This is a genomic window from Bacillus sp. PK3-067, from assembly GCF_056738645.1.
The window spans coordinates 2,872,921-2,892,936 of the sequence record NZ_CP096490.1; the positions used below are offsets into that span (position 1 = coordinate 2,872,921).

Here is a 20,016-nt window from a genome sequence, read left to right on the forward strand (position 1 = left end):
TAAGTAATTACTAACATATTATCACAAAAGAAAAATGAAAGTAACTAGTTACTTTCATTTTCTGGAATTTCATTATCTAATTTCTTGAAAATAAAAATTTCTCAAATATTAACAAATCGTCTCATTTCCAATCTTCCAGCTAAACCATCTCCCGTGCCCTTCTGTTTCTCCAACCGTTTCACGATATTCGTTTCCGTTAATATAATAATCAATATGAAGGTCACGATCCCACATGTTGTTATACAGGTGGAATACATCACGTTTTGCGCCAATTTCTTGTATTTGTTTTTCTAACTTATGTTTTACTTGTTCTGGTATTTGATTTGCAACATGTGTATGGAAAATACAAATAACAGCTTCTTCACTTATTTGTTCAATAATAGATGATAATAGCTCTACACCGTCTCCTTCTATTAATTGGACAGATTCATTTTTCACTAAAGATGCAGCTTGATCAAACATCTCAAGCCTTTCTTTATGTTCTGGCCAAATTAAAGCACGTAACCATAAATAATCTTCCTCATTATGTAAATCATTCACATGTAAGTCCAGTCCAATTCTTTCTACGACAGATGGGCTTTCTTTTAGAAAATGCGGCACATTTTCCCCTCTTATTTCAGAAGTTACATGCACATTTGAATTTATATTTCCGTACATTTCATCCGTCCCGTACGAATAACTATATTGGTCCCAGAACAGTTGCAACCCAGAACTTGTCCCAATTTCAATTAACGCTAACGGCTTCTTCACTTTGTTAAATATGTAGCAGAAACTTGGGTATAAGTATGCGCACCGTCTTACTTCATTTGTTTGAACCAGTTTCGTTTGTAACAAAGTAATGATTTCTTCTCGGTACTCTTTACAGAAATCTTTAAAATGATTAAAAGCTTTATCTAAATTTGTATCAGCATTTTCAACTAAACTACTATAATACGTTTTTAAATGATGTTCTTTCCCTGCTAGCAATAAATAATGTACTGCACCTAATAGTAAGTTTGGGACTGGTTGACCTACCTGAGCATAGGACGATAGTGTAAGTACTTCCTCATCTTCAGCAATTTTCATTGATAAATATTCATATAAATCACTTGACCCTTTACATTCCTTTATTGAAAAGTTTCGAAATAAGTTTGAAATTTGTTCTTTTGTACACATTAGAGTCCCTCCTTTTTATTTTTCAGAATAATCTTACCATTATAGAAAGAATAATCCTATAAAAAGGTACTCGATTTAGTCACTTAAGGATACGTAAGCTTTTTCGAGATAATTTCAAACTGTAATTTTTTTCTATTTATCACCTTAAAAGAGCTTGTTAAATAAGATTTTTAGCGAATAAAACGTTAAATAGTTTAAAATTATCAGATAACACTAGATATTTTAGTCTATTAATTATTATAATAGAGTATGAGATGGTTATATAATTGAGACAAAAAAGGTATACACCTAGGTGGGGCCTAGGCGGTGTTTCTCTTTTACGGCTTAGACATAGAAAACACCTACACTTTTTTGCCAATATAGGGGATGGAGAGATTATCATGAGCAACATGCAGCAAAAAACAGACGTTATCTTAATTGGTGCAGGAATTATGAGTGCAACGTTAGGCTCATTACTAAAAGAATTAGCACCAGAATGGGAAATTAAAGTTTTTGAAAAACTCGCAAGTGCCGGGGAAGAAAGCTCTAACGAATGGAATAATGCAGGTACAGGGCATTCTGCGCTATGCGAACTGAACTATACTTCCGAAAAAGCTGACGGATCTATAGATATTAGTAAGGCTGTAAAAGTGAATGAGCAATTCCAGCTTTCAAGACAATTTTGGGCATATCTTGTAAAGAGCAAATTAATTCGTAATCCACAAGATTTTATTATGCCACTACCTCATATGAGTTTAGTACAAGGGGAAAAAAATGTTGAGTTTCTAAAAAACCGTTTTGAAGCGCTTTCAAAAAATCCACTGTTTCAAGGAATGGAATTTTCTGATGCTCCTGAAACATTAAAAAAATGGCTTCCACTCATTATGGAAGGCCGCACATCTAATGAACCGATGGCGGCAACGAAGATTGACTCTGGAACAGATGTTAACTTCGGTGCATTAACACGTATGTTATTTGATTACTTAAAAACAAAAAATGTCGAGCTAAACTACAAGCATAGTGTCGAAAATATTAAGCGCACGAAAAATGGTTTGTGGGAAGTAAAAGTACACGATATGAATAGTGGTAAAATTGAGCATCATACTGCTAAATTCGTCTTTATTGGCGGCGGTGGCGGTAGCCTACCTCTACTTCAAAAGACTGGTATCCCTGAATCAAAACATATCGGTGGATTCCCGGTAAGTGGACTATTTATGGTATGTAAAAACCAAAAAGTTGTAGAGCAACATCATGCGAAAGTGTACGGTAAAGCTAAGGTTGGTGCTCCGCCAATGTCTGTACCTCATCTAGATACGAGATATATAGACAATAAAAAAGCTTTACTGTTTGGACCATTCGCAGGCTTCTCACCTAAATTCTTAAAAACAGGTTCAAATCTTGACTTAATCGGTTCTGTAAAACCGAATAACGTCTTAACGATGTTAGCCGCTGGTGTAAAAGAAATGGGACTTACAAAATACTTAATTCAGCAAGTTATGTTATCACATGAAAAACGTATGGAAGAATTACGCGAATTCATTCCGAACGCGAAAAGTGAAGATTGGGATATTGTAGTTGCTGGGCAACGTGTACAAGTAATTAAAGATACTGATGCTGGTGGTAAAGGGACACTTCAATTTGGTACAGAAGTAGTAAGTGCAGCTGACGGCTCAATCGCCGCATTACTAGGCGCATCACCAGGTGCTTCTACTGCTGTTCACGTCATGCTTGAAGTATTAGAAAAATGTTTCCCAAGCCGCATGATAGAATGGGAAGAAAAAATAAAAGAAATGATTCCTTCATATGGCATTTCACTAACTGAAAATCCAAGATTGTTCCAAGATCTTCACACTTCTACTGGTCGTACACTTGGATTAAACGAAAAAGAAACTGTTCATAATTAATGAAGAAATAAAAAAACGTCCGATATATTCGGACGTTTTTTTGTCTACTAAAAATTATACTTATCAATATTATCTTTCGTAAATACAACTCGTTCTGGTAATACGATAATTCCATTCCCTTCTGCCTCATAATCATATCCTTGAATGGAGTTTGGCTCTACCTTCACTTTTCCAATTCCTTTTACTTCGAAGCTATCCCCTACTTTTAACTTCTTCCCTTTTACAACAATTTCATTTGCTACATACGTTGCGAGAGCACCTTGTTGTTTTACATCCCATAAACCAAATTGTGCTACTGTTCCTCGTTTTACGTAATCACGCATAACGTTTGGTGTAGAGAAGCCAGTTACGACAACCTTTTTATCCATTTTTAAATTTTCAGCTGCTTGTGCCATTGCCGGAAGTGCCGTTGCATCTGGACAAATGACTGCATTAATATCAGGATACGTTTTTAAAATATTCTCTCCTACTGACAAAGACTTTTGCGCATTATTTTCACCGTACTGCGTCGTTACAATTTCCCAGTTCGGATATTTCTTTTTAATAATTTCTTTCGCTTTCGTTACCCATTGGTTTTGATCCGTTACTGTCGGGCTAGAATAAAAGAAGGCTACTTTTCCTTTATCTCCAATTTGCTTTGAAGTCATTTCTATTAATAAATTAGCAAGTTGGTCTGGTGTTCCTTGGCTGATATAAAAAGAACGATCTTTCGGATTCACATCAGAATCCCATGTTAACACCGTCATCCCTTTTTTCTTAGCACGTTGCAGTGATTGCGATAACCCATCCACTGACGTAGATGAAACCATAATCGCATCATAGTTTTGATTAATGAAATTGTTTATATATTTAACTTGCCCTGAAACACTCGCTTCAGACGGTCCATCATACTTCACTTGCACGCCTAACTTATCTCCCATCTCTTTTGCCCCTTCACCACCCGATGTGAAGAAACCAACTCCTGTTAATTTCGGAATAAATGCAAATTTCACATCATCAACCTTTTTCTTATCTGCTGTTTGGCTAGAACACGCAATTAAACCGATTAAACAAATACATACAATCAATACAATCCCCAGTTTTCTCTTCATGACATTTCCCCCTTATGCAAATTCTTTCTTTTCTCCGCTAAGAATTGATGTAATTTGAAATGTCTCATAATAACTGAAAGAATAAGGATAATACCTATTACTACATTGGATTGTTCATTTGTTAAACCCGTCATTTGCAAGCCATACTGCATGAGCCCAATGAAAATACTCGCCAGTACAGTACCAATAATGCTTCCTTTTCCGCCTGTAATAAGTGTACCGCCTAAGACGACTGCTGTAATGATTGGTAAAATTGTTTCACTTCCCATATCAGCACGTGCGGAACCGAAGTAGGCAGTTAAGAAAGCGCCTCCTAATCCACCTCCTAACCCTGAAAGTATGTAAGCAATAATGACTACTTTTTTCGTTTTAATCCCGGTGTATTTTGCTGTATTTTCGTTCGCACCTGTTAATTTTACATGGCGCCCGTATATAGTTCGGTGAAATAATACAGTACATAAAACTGTTAATACGATCAGTAGCCATAATAAATTCGGTATTCCTATAAAACTACCATTTGCCAGTTGTACAAATGTGTCAGGTAAACCGCTTATTCCTTCGTACCCAGAAGCACCTGCCCCTCCTGAAATGACGAGGGCAATTCCCCCGTATAAAAACATCGTTCCGAGTGTAACGACGAGTGGTTCTACATCCGTCATTTTTATAATGAGTCCGTTTAAAGCGCCTGCTAAACAACTAATTATTAGGGCGATTATAACAGCAAACAAAATAGGTATTCCGTTCATCCAAAGTACACCGATTAAGATTGAAGTGAGCCCCATTATTGAGCCGATCGATACATCAATTCCTCCTGTTACTATAACAAAAGTCATTGGTATCGCCGCAATTGCGATAAATAGGAAATCATTTGTACTAAAAAGGAGATTACTAATATTTAAGAAATCACTATTTATTAAACTAAAAAGGATGAATTCTACAAGAAGTAATACAATTAGAACCCCTTCCCATCTATATACATACTTCATAGATTCATCCTCCTTTCTGCCTTCCACTTTTTCATAACACTATCTAATATGATGATAAGTAATAATAAAAAACCTGAAATAGCATTATTCCAAAATGCTGGTATTTTTAAAAAGACGAGTGAGCTACTTATTGTTTCTAAAAATAACGCTCCTAATGCAGCTCCAAATAAAGATCCTGTTCCTCCTTTTAACTGAATTCCTCCTAGTACAGCAGCTGCGATTACTTGTAATTCTAATCCTGTACCTGTTTGATTTGGCACGAAACCGATATTCATAACAAATATGCAACCAGCGAGCGCAGCGCTTATGCCTGAAATCATAAACGCATATATCTTCACTTTATTAACAGGTATACCAATAAGCCTCGCGCCATCTTCATTATCACCTACCGCATAAAAGTATCTTCCCAATGGCACTTTTCTTAAAAAGAAGTATAGTAGTAGTAAAATAATAAGAACGAACCATACAGTTATAGGTAAACCAAGAATGATGATAGATGACAGCTGCTTAAAATCGTTTGGAATATCTTCAATCCACTTCCCGCCTGTGAAAATTAACATTGTACCTCTAATAATTCCTAACATGCCTAATGTCATAATAATGGCTGGTACCCGAAACTTCGCAACTCCAATACCATTTACGAAACCAATAATGGCCCCAAGTATAATAGCTACAAATATCGACAAGAATGCACTATACCCATTCGTTAACATCATTCCGCAAACTGCTGCACTTAACCCCATGCTTGAACCAACTGATACATCTATATTTTTCGTAAATAAGACGAACGATTGACCGATTGCTAGCACGACTAAAATAACGCTTGATTTCATCAGTAAAGATAACGAGTTAAATTGAATAAAACTAGGGTTTATCATTCCTACAATAGCTATATAAATTAGTAGTAACAGTATGATAGACGTTTCATGCATTTTTAACATATGTTTCATTCCGCTACACCTCCGTATGCAAGGCGTGTAACTTCATTCACACTCAGTTGTTCTTTTTCCAAATGAGAAACAAATTGCCCATTTCTCATTACATATACACGGTTTACTAATTGGACAATTTCTTCAACATCTGAAGAGATTAATAAAATTGCGAGTCCTTCCCTTTTCATTTTTTTTATCGTCTCATACACTTCAAGCCTTGCTTTCGCATCAATTCCTCGAGTCGGCTCATCAAGAATAATAATTTTAGGATTACATGCAAGATACTTCGCAAGCACGACCTTCTGCTGATTACCTCCTGATAAAGATGCCAGTTCTTTATTCATATTCTGTACAACAATTCGGAACTGTTCTATAAATGAATTAACTAAAGCGCTTTCTTTTTCTTTATTTATAAAAAAGCGATTATTTTGATATAAACTTGCTGCTGCAATATTTCCTTTAACAGAAGCAATTGAGAAAATTCCATTCCTCGCCCTATCCTCTGGCACATAAACTAGTCCTTCGTCTAGCCTTTTATGCAAAGAACACGTATCAATTGATTTTCCACCCAATAAGATAGACCCTGATTTTATAGTTTTCAATCCAAATATCGCTTCTGCTAATTCCGTTCTGCCAGATCCTATAATGCCAGCAACACCTACAACCTCACCCGCATGTACAGTGAATGATATATTTTCGAATGCGTGACCATTTATATCAACCACTTCTAATATTTTTTTCGTCTTTACTGTCTCTTGAACTACTTCTATTTTCTCTTTCTGTTTATATCCTTTTGGCAATAGTCCCTCCATCAGCATGTCATATGTATAGTCACATACATCACCTTGGCTTACAACCATTCCATCACGTAGTATTGCTACTTTGTTGGCAATTTCAAAGATTTCTGGAAAACGATGCGTAATATAAATCATCCCAATTCCTTTTTCTTGTAAACTTTTCATCAACACAAAAAGACTCTTAATTTCGTGTGTTGTTAATGTCGATGTTGGCTCATCTAGAATAAGAATCTCAGCTTCTCTTATTAATCCTCTAACGATTTCTACTAACTGTTGTTGCGCAATCGATAATGTTCCTCCTAGTTTATTAAGGTCAATATCCCATCCTAAGCTGCTAATCAATTGCTGAATCTGTACTTTTAGTTTCTTTTTCTTTTCTTTTAACCCGATACATATATTTTCTTCAATAGTCATATGCGGAAAAATGAGTGGTTCTTGCGGTATTAAATAAATACCTTTTCGGTGTGCTTCTGATGGATTTGAAAACTGTTGCTTCCTTCCTTTTACATACATCTCTCCATCATCATACGAATATAACCCCGTTAATATTTTCATTAATGTTGATTTCCCGGCGCCATTTCCCCCCACTAAAGCGTATATATCTCCGCGCTCTACTTGTAAGTTCACTTCTTTTAATACAAGTTGATTTAAAAACGCCTTACTCATTTTCTTTACTTGTAATAAAGGTACGTTCTCCACATGATGTCACCTGCCTTTATCCAGAACATTTTTTGAGAAAATGATTATTTGTTCTACTTGTTTTGTAGCATTGTATATTCCTTTTTTTATATCTAGAACACTTTTTTCTACGTACTATTAATCGTTTCAACTGGAATAAACAAAATATATGGTACATATGTTTAAGCTGTGGTCAATTGTTGAAAGGGATGAAGAGTATGACTCAGCTGAACTTTGAAGAAAATTTATTAACTAAAGTAGCTTGGTACTATTATAAAGACCAATTAACACAACAGGAGATCGCGTCACTTCTTCATATTTCAAGAAATAAAGTCGTCCGGTTATTAGATAAAGCGCGAAGTGAAGGTATCGTTACATTTCACGTAAAAGGGACTGGTTTGCACTGTTTAAGTATTGAGCGTGACCTAATGAAAAAATTCCACTTAAAAGATGCTTTTATTATCCCTACCCCAGTAAACAATTATCACGCTTCTCTCGGAAAAGCTGCTGCACAATATTTAGAAACTCATCTCCAGCAAGGCGATTTACTCGGTATTGGCTGGGGAGAAACAATTAGCAAAATGCTAGAAAACATTCATTTTGAAAGTTCTATCAACCTTTCAATCGTAACGCTCACAGGCGGGGTAAATCACTATCTCCCGAGAAAACAAAACTATTTACACTACATGCAAGGCGAACTTCACATTATCCCTACGCCGTTTCTAGCGTCTACAACCGAAATGGCACAAAGTATTCTATCAGAACCGAGTGTAAAAGATATGCTTCAAGTCGCTTCACTTGCTCATACGGCTGTTGTCGGTATTGGGGGATTATCTCAAGACGCTACGATTGTAAAAGAAGAAAAATTAACACTACGTGAGATGACATATATTCGTAGTCAAAACGGTGCTGGCGATATTTTAGGACAGTTTTATAATACAACTGGCGATTTATTAGAACTCTCGCATCACAATCGTCTAATTGGCACGCCCCTCTCTATTTTGCGCAATATGAAGCATGTCGTCGGTGTTGCTGGAGGTACTGAAAAGATAGATGCAATTTATGGTGCCTTAAAAGGAAAGTTTATTCATTCATTAATTACCGATGAGGAAACTGCCCTCTCCTTATTACGAAAGGATGGTGATTGTTAATGTCCCATTTATTAGCTTTCGATGCTGGTACAGGGAGCATTCGAGCAGTTCTTTTTGATTTACATGGTAATCAAATTGCAGTAAGTCAAAAAGAATGGATTCACAAATCTGACCTTCGTTATCCAGGCTCTATGAACTTTGATGTAGTAGAAAATTGGAAGCTAGTACAAGAATGTACGAAAGAGATGCTTCAAAAAAGCAACACTCCTGCCTCTTCTATTCTTGCTATTAGCGCTACAAGTATGCGAGAAGGATTTGTTTTATATGATCAAGATGGGCAAGAAATATGGGCGTGTGCAAATGTTGATGGGCGCGCATCCGTCGAAGTTAGTGAATTAAAAGAAATTCGGTCACATCTTGAAAAAGATTTATATACAAAGTCTGGTCAAACTTTTTCATTAGGTGCTTTACCACGCCTACTCTGGATAAAAAAACATGAACCCGACGTCTATAATAATATTTACTCTTTTACAATGTTAAACGATTGGATTTTATATAAACTAAGCGGCGTACTACAAATTGATCCCTCAAACGGATGCACGTCAGGTATTTTTGACTTACAAAATAGAGTGTGGGATAACGATGTCGCTAAGGAGTGCGGTCTATCTTTGCCATTTTCACCAACAGTAAATGAAGCTGGTACAGTAATTGGCAACGTTACAAAAGAGTGTGCAGCATTAACTGGATTACGTGAAGGGATTCCTGTCGTCGCCGGGGGTGGAGATGCTCAAATGGCATCGCTCGGAACAGGAATCGTGAAACCAAATCAAACGTTAATATGCGGGGGTAGCTTTTGGCAACAAGAAGTGAATGTTACTGAGCCAATAACAGATCCACATGCTGCGATTCGAGTAAATTGTCACGTCGTTCCGAACCTATGGCAATATGAAACAATCGCCTTTTTCCCAGGTCTCGTTATGCGCTGGTTTCGAGACGCTTTTTGCCAAGAAGAAAAGAAACTTGCTGATAAACTTGGTGTAGATGCTTATGAATTACTAGAAGAACAAGCGAAAGACGTACCTGTCGGTTCACATGGCATTATCCCTACTTTTTCAAACGTTATGAACTACATTTCTTGGCGTCATGCCGCACCTTCATTCTTAAATTTAAGTTTAGACGCTGACAAATGCGGAAAAAAAGAACTGTTTCGTGCTATTGAAGAAAATGCAGCCTTCATTACACTTGGAAACTTAAAATTAATAAAAAATCTAACTGGCACATTCCCTTCTGAAGTTATTTTTGCTGGCGGTGCTGCTAAAGGAAAACTATGGCCACAAATTCTATCAGACGTACTCGGTATTCCTGTAAAAGTACCTGTTGTGAAAGAAGCAGCTGCTTTAGGAACTGCGATTGCTGCTGGAGTTGGTGCTGGCATATATTCATCTATGGAAGAAACTGCCGAAGAGTTTGTACAGTGGGAGCAAACATTCGAACCAGTTACTGAAAATCACGAACTATATAAAGAGTTCTATGAAACATGGAAAACTGTATATGACAGTCAGCTCGCTTTAGCTGATAAAGGGCTCACCTCACATATGTGGATTGCGCCTGGTGCACTGTAACACATTACATAAAGGAGTGAACTGTATGTTAAAAGCGAATGAAAATGACTTCTCCTATCGCTTCGGTGATAACGGGCCGAAATATTTAATACAAGGGCCAAATATTGATCTTGGCCTTGTTGTCATTCAACCGGGCCAGGAGTTTCAAAACCATTATCATACGACGTGCGAAGAGGTCTTTTATGCATTAGAAGGTGAAATAGACTTCTATGTAAATAACGAAAGAGTTCCGATTAAACAAGGTGATGTCCTGCAAGTTCGCCCTCATGAATCTCACTATCTGATTAACCATTCTGACAAACCTTTTAAAGCTGTTTTTATAAAGTCACCACATTTACCAAATAAAGATACGGTACAAACGGAAAATCCAACATTAACGAAGGAGTGATTTTGAATGACTTGGGGATTTAAAAATCGATTAAATACAATTTTACCTGATGGTAGAGCGGTTATGTTAGCAATAGATCACGGCTACTTTTTAGGGCCAATTCACGGGCTAGAACAACCACTTGAAACAGTTAAAAACTTACTTCCGTATACAGACTCCCTCTTTTTAACACGCGGTGTACTTAGTTCCTGCATTCCTGAAAACTGCAGCACACCGATGGTTATGCGTGTATCTGGTGGCGCTACTGTCGTCGGTAAAGATTTAGCGAATGAAACAATTGTTACACCTGTAAAAGAAGCAGTGAAGCAAAACGCAATTGGCGTTGGCGTTTCTGTTTTTGTCGGATCAGACTATGAAACACAAACTGTTACAAATCTCGCAAATGTAGTTTCTGAAGCTCATGATTACGGCCTACCAGTACTCGGCATTACCGCAGTCGCAAAGGAATTACAAAAACGTGAAGCTCGCTTTCTAGCACTTGCTTCCCGCGTATGTGTTGAAATGGGTGCTGATATTATTAAAACGTATTACTGCGAAGGATTCGAAAAAATAACGAGCACATGCCCTGCCCCAGTCGTCATCGCGGGCGGCCCAAAACTAGATTCAATTGAAGACGCATTAAACATTACGTACAATGCATTGCAAGAAGGAGCAATTGGAGTAGACATGGGCCGAAACATATGGCAATCCGAGCACCCAGCTGCGATGATCCAAGCAATACATGGCATTGTGAAAAATGGATTGAATGTGAAAGAGGCACTTGAACTTTATGATGATGTGAAGAATTAATGTGAAAAGACAGACTATTTATTAGTCTGTCTTTTTTACTTTACAGTGAAACTTTCATAATCCGTCTTCTAATATGATACATACTTAAATTTTATACACCTTCAAATGATTACTCTTGTTGATCGCTATTAAGCTTTGAAACTTTCTTACCTTCTCTATAATCAAGACAAGACACTTCAATTAATAAGCCATTAAATACTGTAAAATAAAAACCATAACTACTACCTCGCATCGAATAAGGTTCCTTATCTATTTCAATGCCGCCTGCTACTAAACGATTATACGCTTGATCAACTTCATTTGAAGTATCCACTAAAAAACCAATATGAAAAGCTTCAGGATACATCACTTCCTTACTCCCCTTAAATGCTTTGGGGTCGCTTAGCACCAGTATAAATCCACTCTCATCACTCATTACTAATAATGCCTTTCCCTTTTGCTCTAAAAATTGAAAATCAAAAAATGTTTCAAAGAAATGTCTCGCTTCTGATAAATCATCAACACATAAATTCAAATGATTTAACTTCATTCACTCATCTCCTTTTAAGCAGAGGGTATGTAGACTCATTTTCATAACACTTAAATATGAAAGGTAAGATATTCAAGCGTTCCGTCTAAGACTATGCTTTATAAGTCTAATACTTTTCTCCATAGCCTAGAACGTTTTTTTAAATGAATGAAAGATTTCCTATCATTCCCATCCCCCCAGTCATAAAAAAGAGGATACATGATTGCTTCTACAACATGTATCCTCTACTTATATATTACGACTGTTGATAAGCCGATTTCGATGATTTCACATAATAAACTGCATGATCCACATTAATAATATGATCTGGCTTTGGTTTACCACGGCCCGCTCTATGTCCAGCTAAGTGTTCTTCACTTGTTTCCCAGTTTTTCCATGCTTCTTCAGATTCCCAGCGAATCATTACGACAACTTCTTCGTCGCCGCGTCTTACTTTTTTCACGAGAACACTTAAATCGATGAAGCCTTCAAATTTTTCAATAATACCTTCTCCAGTGAAACGTTCTACAACTATATTTGATGTACCTTCTTTTACTGTAAATGTTTTCGTTTCGATAAACATATATCCCACTCCCTCTTTGTTATACGAATACTAGTATTCTTCTATTATAATTGATTATGATAATTATTTTCAATTGTAAAGTTTTAATTTTTTGAATTATGCTGATTTCTTTTCTATCGCCTCATCTAAAAATTTGAAATATGGAAGTAACATCCCTATTAAAGATGTAACACATATAATTGCACCGATGATTACATATAGCGCTCTTACTCCCCACATTTCACTCAATATCCCCCCTACTAACACACCTAATGGCATAGCGGATCGTATAAAAAATAAACGCACTGAAAATACTTGTCCTATCATATTATTTGGGACGGTTTGTTGGCATATTGTCGTGTTATGAACATTGAAAAATGCAATACAAATCCCTGCTATTACTTCAATTATTATTGCAATGATAATACTATGATTGAATCCTAATGAAATGTATGTGAGTCCCCCTATAAACAATCCTCCAAGCATAAGTATACGCCGGCTTTTATATGTTACTTTTCCGACTAATACTGAGCCAATTACGTAGCCAAGTGGAAAACCTGCCATGAAATAACCGTACTCTGCATATCCCGCTGACAGCTCGTCTTTTATATAAGGAAGATTTGTGACCATCGTTACCCCTACTCCAAACTGCACGAAAGTAAGAAATATACCGAGCCAAACGATGATTGGTTTTGTGAAAAAATATGTAAAACCGTGAAAAAACTGTTCTAGCCACGTTTTCCGAATAGGTTGCGACGTTCTATTTTCTTTTATATAAAATAAGAAAGTGCCACTAACAAATAAACATATGCATACGAAAGATAATGTAAGTTCTGTTCCAATCAAATGAATGACTACTCCGCCTAATACTGGCGCAAGAAACATCATAAGGCGAGTCATTCCATCAATGTACGCATTTGCATCTTGAAGTTGTTCTTTCCCTACAATGCTCGGTGTAATTGCTTGACTTGCAGGTGTATAAAGTGGTGTAATAAGTCCCACTACAATTTGAACAACATAAATGTGCCAAACTTCTATACTACCCGAAACTAGCATCACCAAAGGTAATAAAAATACGGACGCTCGTATCCATTGTGAAAATATCATAATCCACTTCCGGCTCCATTTATCAATAAATGGGCCACTTATTAATTGCAATATGAGTGATGGGATGAAATATAATAACCACATACTACTTAAAGCCATTTCTGATCCTGTTAACTCATATACTAGAATTGAATTACATAACGTTCCGAAAGCCCCTCCTAATTCAGAGATTGCACTACCAATCCACATAAAAAAGAACGAACGATTTTTCAATATATTTTTCAATTTCACACACCAACTTTTCTTTTATATTCCTCCCTTTATGTACATTCTCGTTGTTAATTATCTATTCAAAAACATATCTAATTCTTTCGCTAACGACTGCACTGCTTTCTTCCTTAATACATACTTTCCATCATGTATATCAACTAACTTCGCTGCACGTAACAATTTCAAATGATGGTGTACTGTCGATTTACCAAGCTGCAATCTTTCCGTTATTTCCTGTAATGTACGTTCTTTTTCAAACAACATTTTTACAATTCGCAATCTCGCCTCATCCCCAAGAGCCTTATGTTTTTGAACTAAAAAATAATTCGGTTCATACGGATCTTCAGGATGAATGCTTTCATTCGCAACTGGATAATGAAATACTTTCGTATCATCAATATCTGCTTCAATATTCCACGGTCTGTACGTCATTTGCGGAATAAGAAGTACGTGATGAACACTTGGCTCTGGCATATAGTTTACGCCACCAGTCGCCCACTCGACAAACTCTTCCGGCTTCATCTTTTTATTCATTTCATTTTTTGCTTCATAATCTCGTTTTAATATAGAAAGTATTTCTTCTTCCTCACTCTTAATTACACTCTCATACCAACCTGTCATTACAGCAATTAAATGAGATTTCAGCACTTGTACATCTACATCACATATAAAGCGAATGTACGTAGAGAAAAACTGATGATCATGTGTTAATTCCTTTAGTTCATGTATTGCAGTTCCATCTCTACTTGCGGCTAAACGTCTTTTTTTCTCATATTTCTCCCCTAAAAACGGTAAACATATATACTTCAAATCTTCTTCTGAAAGTGAATCGATTTTAACATGAAACTGTGATACATCCTGTATGTCTTCTTCATACAACAATTGAAGCAATGCTTTCCACGTATTATTTTCTTCGACAAATTGTAAGTGCTCTCTCATTTCTTCTGTTAATGATTTCTTAATTTCTTCCCATTCATTTTGACTCTTTTCAAGTGTATCAATTAACCTCTTATGAGTAATTGCTGCAATGCCAAGCGCACATTCGAAAAGTATCGAATATTTCACTTGAACGTTATAAGTTTCCCTCTTTCTACTCGTTATGTGATAGACCTCCATTTTTATCCCCTCCTTGTTTGCTATATATCAAATTCTATTTTTATCGAATTTAACCTTCTATATTTTTAGAATTATTTTGCGACTTCAAAAAAACTCTAATCCATGAGCAAATAGAGAAAGGTTTATACTCTTTTTCATTCTGACTCAATTAAAGCCTTGATTATTAAGTATCATATTAAAAAGAAGTTTTTTAATGGCTCTGTTATAAGTTGTCTTTCACCCTCTTGTGCAACTATAGAAAAGGTTTATTGAAGAGAAAAGAGAATTGGTTTTATTAAGAAAAATGAACAGGAGGCTATACGAATGGGAAGAAAAGAAATGTTGCAAAATGGAGTCCAACAAGTTTTTTACGAAGAAGAATGGTACCCACCAATATCAGAAGCGGTAAAGAATCTTACGGTTGAACAAGCATGTTGGCAACCAGAAGGTGCTGCCAGTAATACGATTTGGGAAAATGTGAACCATTTATTAATCTTTAAAAAACGCCTACTTTCCCGCTTACATGAAGACGACACATTTGTTGCTCCACAAAATAATGATGAGACGTTTATCCAAGGTGGACCTAATGATGATGCCGCTTGGCAGCAAACCGTAAAGCGAACGCTTCAAGTACATGATGCCTTACAATCTTCATTAACCGCCCTTCAAGAAGCAGAACTAGATCAACTAAGTCCTTCTCTACCAGTTTGGCAACAATATATGAATATCCTTTTGCATGATGCTTATCATACAGGACAAATTATACAGCTTCGGAAACTTCAAGGTTCATGGCCAACTCACCGTTCTTATTTATAAAGTGAAATTTTAATCAGCTCTTACCAATCGGGATTTTGCGGGCAGCCCATCCCCACCTCACTTCTTTGCTTTCCTTGAATTTTGAGGTAAAAATCTTACTGTCCGTTAATCCGAAATAAACGATGTTTAAAATCGCATACGTTTAATATCCAACAAAACAATTGAAAACAGCTAATTGTTCGATAATTACTGCGATTTCTCAAAATAAAGCAAATTAAAATACATTGATTCCTAACATAACTTACATGCTTCATAACTTCTAATCATAATCCAAATTTGGAAGAATAGATGCTTTTTTATATACAAATAATAACTCTCAAGGAGTTGTTGACATGTATTTCATATTGAATATGTTAGGGATTTTCGTTGTCATATTAATCATTTTCTTATGTTCGCCTAATAAAAAACATATAAAATGGAGACCAATTGTAATTCTCATCCTATTGGAGCTTTTTATTACGTGGTTTATGTTAGGCACAAAGCTCGGCAGTATTATCATTAATAAAATTGCGTCATTTTTCAGTTGGCTACTAGCATGTGCGAATGAAGGTATTCGATTTGCATTTCCTTCAGCTATGGAAAGTCAGCACATTGATTTCTTCTTTAGTGCGTTACTTCCTATCATTTTTGTTATTACTTTTTTCGATATTCTTTCTTATTTCGGAATCTTAACTTGGATTATTGATAAAGTAGGTGCAGTTATTTCAAAGATTTCTCGTTTACCAAAGTTAGAAAGTTTCTTTTCGATTCAAATGATGTTTTTAGGAAACACCGAAGCACTTGCGGTTGTTCGTGATCAATTATCTGTTTTAAAAGAAAATCGATTATTAACTTTTGGAATTATGAGTATGAGTAGCGTTAGCGGATCCATTCTTGGTGCTTATTTATCAATGGTTCCAGCAACATATATTTTCAGCGCAATCCCATTAAACTGTATTAACGCATTAATTTTAGCCAATGTATTAAATCCTGTGGAAGTTTCGAAAGAAGAAGACGTTGTTTACACACCTTCAAAACATGAAAAAAAGGATTTCTTTTCTACTATTTCAAACAGTATGTTAGTTGGGATGAATATGGTTATCGTTATTTTAGCTATGGTAATTGGTTATGTAGCTTTAACAGCATGTTTAAATGGGATTTTAGGATTTTTTTTAACAGGGTTAACAATTCAAAAAATCTTCTCCATTATCTTTAGTCCTTTTGCATTTTTACTCGGTTTATCAGGCAGTGATGCTATGTATGTAGCTGAATTAATGGGGATCAAAATAACGACGAATGAATTTGTTGCAATGATGGATTTAAAATCAAACTTAAAATCACTACAACCGCATACGGTTGCGGTTGCAACGACATTTCTAGCTTCTTTTGCTAACTTTAGTACAGTAGGTATGATTTACGGAACTTACAATTCATTATTTGGCGGAGAAAAATCATCAGTCATCGGTAAAAATGTTTGGAAGCTTCTTGTTAGCGGGATGGCTGTTTCTTTATTAAGTGCTATGCTCGTTGGGCTATTTGTATGGTAATTAATTTTTATAATAAAAGACACCCAAGCCAATTGAGTGTCTTTTATTATTATTTTCGAATTTGCCCATTTCCACGAATCACATATTTTGTAGAAGTTAATGCTGGAAGCCCCATTGGTCCTCTTACGTGTAACTTTTGTGTACTGATACCAATTTCCGCTCCGAATCCAAATTCGGATCCATCTGTAAAACGAGTCGATGCATTATGATAAAGTGCCGCGGCATCTACAGAAGTAAAAAACTTGCTGACGTTTTCCTCGTTTTCAGTAATAATTGCTTCAGAATGCATAGATCCATACGTATTTATATGATGAATCGCATCTTCAACAGTGGAAACCACTTTCACTGCTAGTGTGAGAGATAAAAACTCAGTTTCCCAGTCTTCTTCTGTCGCAAGTAAGATAGAAGAATCAATCGCCACTGCTTTATTATCACCACGTAGCTCCACTCCTCTTTCCTTCAAGGAAGAAAACAACTCGCTACCATATTGCTCTGCCCAATTCTCATGAAGTACAATCGTCTCAATTGCATTACATACAGATGGACGCTGTGTTTTTGCATTTATAATAATATTAAACGCCATTTGTTTATCTGCTGTTTCATCAATGAATATATGACAATTTCCCGCACCTGTTTCAAGTACTGGAACAGACGCTTCTCTCACAACAGTATCGATTAATTGTTTGCCACCTCTTGGAATAAGAACGTCTAGATAATCCTTCATTGTAAACAACTGCTTCGCGCTATTTCGCGTTGTATCTTCTATAAGCTGTACACTTTCTTGAGGTAAGCTTGTTAGTTTGAGCGCTCTGTGAATAACGGCAACGATGGCCTTATTAGAATGAATAGCAGAAGAACTACCACGTAATATGACTGCGTTTCCTGTCTTCAAACAAATTGTAGCTGCATCCACTGTTACATTCGGTCTTGCCTCATAAATCATGCCTATAACACCAAGTGGTACGCGCATCTCCTGAATAGATAGTCCATTTGGCCTTTCCCATGCACTTACACATTCTCCTACAGGATCACGTAATTCAATTAGCTGCTTAATCCCCTCTGTCATATCAATAATACGATTTTCAGTTAGCAGAAGACGATCAAGGAGTGAATCAGAAAATCCTTTTGCCTTACCTTCTTCAATATCCCTCTTGTTTTCTTCTAAAATATAAGCTGTTTCTAATATTAACTGATCAGCTATTGCGGAAAGTGCTTCGTTTTTTTGCTCTGTAGATTTAAGCACAAGCTCTCTAGCAACCTCTTTTGCTTTTATCCCCTTTGCCAACACTTCATTCATTTTTATTTCCTCCTTTTTAAAGTGAAACCCAATGATCCCTATGGATGACTTCATAACTATGTCTCTCGCCTCTTACTTGAATATCTTGGCTTTGCATACCTTTTACATCTCTTAGTTCCTCTGCACTATATGTGCATTGTCCTTTTCCTATTACGCGCCCTTGTTGCGTTACAACCTCTACAACTTCACCCACTTGGAAAAATCCTGATACATTCGTAACACCAGCTGGAAGTAAACTCTTACCATGCTGAATGATGGCAGTAGCTGCCCCAGCATCTACTTCAATTTGTCCGCTAACAAGCGAATGTAAGGCAATCCATTGCTTGTTCATCTTCATTTCTTTTTGAGGAGCATTACCAACATACGTTCCATCACCCTTACCCTTCAAAACATCTACAAACTTTTCCTGTCCACGTCCTGTTCCGATAAATACACTCACACCAAGAGAGAGCGCTGTCTTTGCAGCGTCGATTTTTGATTTCATACCGCCAGTCCCAAGTTTTGAGCCAGCATCTCCTGCAAGAGAAGAAATTTCTTCCGTAACTTCAGGAAGAAAATAATATTTTTTTGCATCCGGATTTTTCTGAGGATTTTTGTCATATAACCCGTTCACATCCGTAAAGATCATAAGCATATCCGCCGAAACAAGCCCGCTTACTAAAGCTGACAGCATATCATTATCACCGAACGTCAGCTCCTCTAAAGAGATGGAATCATTTTCATTAATAATTGGAAGAGCGGAGCGGTTTAATAATTCTCCTAACGTAGCGTAAGCATTACTATATTGTTCTTTTCTAGAAAAATCACTCCTCGTCAGCAAAAGTTGCGCAGTAACGATGCCATATTTACGGAATTCCTCCGTGTACGCCTGCATTAACAAACTTTGTCCGACAGCTGCTGCAGCCTGTTTCCCTTTAATCGTTACAGGTCTGCTAGGATATCCTAGCGCTGAAAAACCTGCAGCGACGGCTCCAGATGTAATTAACACAACCTCGTGCCCATCTTCTTTCAACCGAGCCAATGCGGCAACGTGATCTGAAAGCTGTTCTGTAGAGATGCCTCCGTGACTATCTGCCAAGGAACTACTCCCAATCTTTACAACAACTCGTTGTTTTTTCACTTTTTTATCCCCCAAGTCTAAAATCAAAGTTTTTTATAAATTACACTTCATTCACTTTGTAACTATATCTATTCTCATCAATGCTGCAATGAGGTATTTAAGAGCAAAATAAAAATGACCGCTTCGCCCTTAATAAAATAAAAAGGACGAAACGGTCATTGTTCCGCGGTACCACCTTAATTGATATACATAGATATCCACTTGGTGCCTATAACGCAGGCGAACGCCTAAACTTTCATTTAAGACTCAGGGATAGGTTCGATATATTCTATACGAGGAATCTTTCAGCCGGTGAATTCCACTCTCTTTCGCAAGAAGACATATGTACTAGTTCCCTTCAACGATTTTCAATCTAATTTTTTT

The 20,016-nt window shown here is 36.5% G+C and carries 18 protein-coding genes and 1 other annotated feature; of the genes, 7 read left to right on the forward strand and 11 right to left on the reverse strand.

All coding sequences use genetic code 11. The features are described from left to right. Positions 1–108: 108 nt before the first annotated feature. Entirely contained in the window at positions 109–1,155 is a 1,047-nt protein-coding gene (locus tag M1D73_RS14835) for a DUF2332 domain-containing protein (protein WP_098213095.1), read from the reverse strand. 380 nt (positions 1,156–1,535) lie between these two features. Between M1D73_RS14835 and M1D73_RS14840 the strand changes: the two genes are divergently transcribed. Next, positions 1,536–3,038, forward strand: a complete 1,503-nt coding sequence (locus M1D73_RS14840; protein ID WP_000069137.1) for a malate:quinone oxidoreductase — start codon at positions 1,536–1,538, stop codon at positions 3,036–3,038. Between the two features lie 47 nt (positions 3,039–3,085). Here the strand turns inward: M1D73_RS14840 and lsrB are convergent, their stop codons facing one another. The 4 genes from lsrB to M1D73_RS14860 are packed head-to-tail and all read right to left on the reverse strand — an operon-like array spanning position 3,086 to position 7,543. Beyond that, positions 3,086–4,129, reverse strand: coding sequence for an autoinducer 2 ABC transporter substrate-binding protein LsrB (gene lsrB, locus M1D73_RS14845; RefSeq protein ID WP_000823660.1), 1,044 nt, complete (start codon positions 4,127–4,129; stop codon positions 3,086–3,088). Next, on the reverse strand, positions 4,126–5,115 hold the full coding sequence (locus tag M1D73_RS14850; RefSeq protein WP_000878521.1) for an ABC transporter permease: 990 nt from the start codon (positions 5,113–5,115) through the stop codon (positions 4,126–4,128). Before M1D73_RS14850 ends, lsrB begins: the two co-directional genes overlap by 4 nt. Beyond that, positions 5,112–6,065, reverse strand: a complete 954-nt coding sequence (locus M1D73_RS14855) for an ABC transporter permease subunit (protein ID WP_000682145.1) — start codon at positions 6,063–6,065, stop codon at positions 5,112–5,114. Before M1D73_RS14855 ends, M1D73_RS14850 begins: the two co-directional genes overlap by 4 nt. After that, entirely contained in the window at positions 6,062–7,543 is a 1,482-nt protein-coding gene (locus tag M1D73_RS14860) for a sugar ABC transporter ATP-binding protein (RefSeq protein ID WP_121868296.1), read from the reverse strand. Before M1D73_RS14860 ends, M1D73_RS14855 begins: the two co-directional genes overlap by 4 nt. 197 nt (positions 7,544–7,740) lie before the next feature. Here M1D73_RS14860 and M1D73_RS14865 point away from each other — a divergent pair, with 197 nt between their 5' ends. Genes M1D73_RS14865 through lsrF form a run of 4 tightly spaced genes read left to right on the forward strand, consistent with a single transcriptional unit; the run spans position 7,741 to position 11,412 of the window. Next, entirely contained in the window at positions 7,741–8,673 is a 933-nt protein-coding gene (locus M1D73_RS14865) for a sugar-binding transcriptional regulator (RefSeq protein ID WP_063220889.1), read from the forward strand. Further along, positions 8,673–10,235 carry an autoinducer-2 kinase gene (gene lsrK / locus M1D73_RS14870; protein WP_063220888.1) on the forward strand — a complete coding sequence of 521 codons (1,563 nt, stop codon included), beginning with the start codon at positions 8,673–8,675 and terminating at the stop codon, positions 10,233–10,235. The genes M1D73_RS14865 and lsrK overlap by 1 nt, the downstream gene beginning before the upstream one ends. A 25-nt stretch (positions 10,236–10,260) precedes the next feature. Beyond that, on the forward strand, positions 10,261–10,623 hold the full coding sequence (locus M1D73_RS14875) for a cupin domain-containing protein (RefSeq protein WP_000909986.1): 363 nt from the start codon (positions 10,261–10,263) through the stop codon (positions 10,621–10,623). Between the two features lie 6 nt (positions 10,624–10,629). Then, a complete protein-coding gene (lsrF, locus tag M1D73_RS14880; RefSeq protein WP_000219782.1) occupies positions 10,630–11,412 on the forward strand; it encodes a 3-hydroxy-5-phosphonooxypentane-2,4-dione thiolase in 783 nt (260 codons plus the stop codon). Positions 11,413–11,521: 109 nt separating this feature from the next. On the opposite strand, the gene M1D73_RS14885 is transcribed toward lsrF, so the two are convergent. From M1D73_RS14885 to M1D73_RS14900, 4 genes are all read right to left on the reverse strand, one after another. Then, entirely contained in the window at positions 11,522–11,941 is a 420-nt protein-coding gene (locus M1D73_RS14885) for a VOC family protein (RefSeq protein ID WP_121868297.1), read from the reverse strand. 235 nt (positions 11,942–12,176) lie between these two features. Further along, positions 12,177–12,503: a heme-degrading monooxygenase HmoA gene (gene hmoA, locus M1D73_RS14890; protein ID WP_000469498.1), complete on the reverse strand. Its 327-nt coding sequence runs from the start codon at positions 12,501–12,503 to the stop codon at positions 12,177–12,179. Between the two features lie 96 nt (positions 12,504–12,599). Beyond that, positions 12,600–13,820, reverse strand: a complete 1,221-nt coding sequence (locus tag M1D73_RS14895) for an MFS transporter (protein ID WP_000769173.1) — start codon at positions 13,818–13,820, stop codon at positions 12,600–12,602. A 51-nt stretch (positions 13,821–13,871) separates the two neighbouring features. Further along, positions 13,872–14,915, reverse strand: coding sequence for an ArsR/SmtB family transcription factor (locus tag M1D73_RS14900; protein WP_016124749.1), 1,044 nt, complete (start codon positions 14,913–14,915; stop codon positions 13,872–13,874). 303 nt (positions 14,916–15,218) lie between these two features. Here M1D73_RS14900 and M1D73_RS14905 point away from each other — a divergent pair, with 303 nt between their 5' ends. Both M1D73_RS14905 and M1D73_RS14910 read left to right on the forward strand, forming a co-directional pair. Further along, on the forward strand, positions 15,219–15,710 hold the full coding sequence (locus M1D73_RS14905; RefSeq protein ID WP_063220886.1) for a DinB family protein: 492 nt from the start codon (positions 15,219–15,221) through the stop codon (positions 15,708–15,710). Between the two features lie 332 nt (positions 15,711–16,042). Then, positions 16,043–17,236, forward strand: coding sequence for a NupC/NupG family nucleoside CNT transporter (locus tag M1D73_RS14910; protein WP_086401677.1), 1,194 nt, complete (start codon positions 16,043–16,045; stop codon positions 17,234–17,236). 49 nt (positions 17,237–17,285) lie between these two features. Here the strand turns inward: M1D73_RS14910 and M1D73_RS14915 are convergent, their stop codons facing one another. Further along, a complete protein-coding gene (locus M1D73_RS14915) occupies positions 17,286–18,533 on the reverse strand; it encodes a glutamate-5-semialdehyde dehydrogenase (protein ID WP_001006608.1) in 1,248 nt (415 codons plus the stop codon). 16 nt (positions 18,534–18,549) lie between these two features. Beyond that, the gene (proB, locus tag M1D73_RS14920; protein WP_086401676.1) at positions 18,550–19,653 is read right to left on the reverse strand and encodes a glutamate 5-kinase; all 1,104 of its coding nucleotides are present in this window, start codon (positions 19,651–19,653) and stop codon (positions 18,550–18,552) included. 139 nt (positions 19,654–19,792) lie between these two features. Continuing rightward, positions 19,793–20,003 (reverse strand) — a binding site (T-box leader). Between the last annotated feature and the right edge of the window lie 13 nt (positions 20,004–20,016).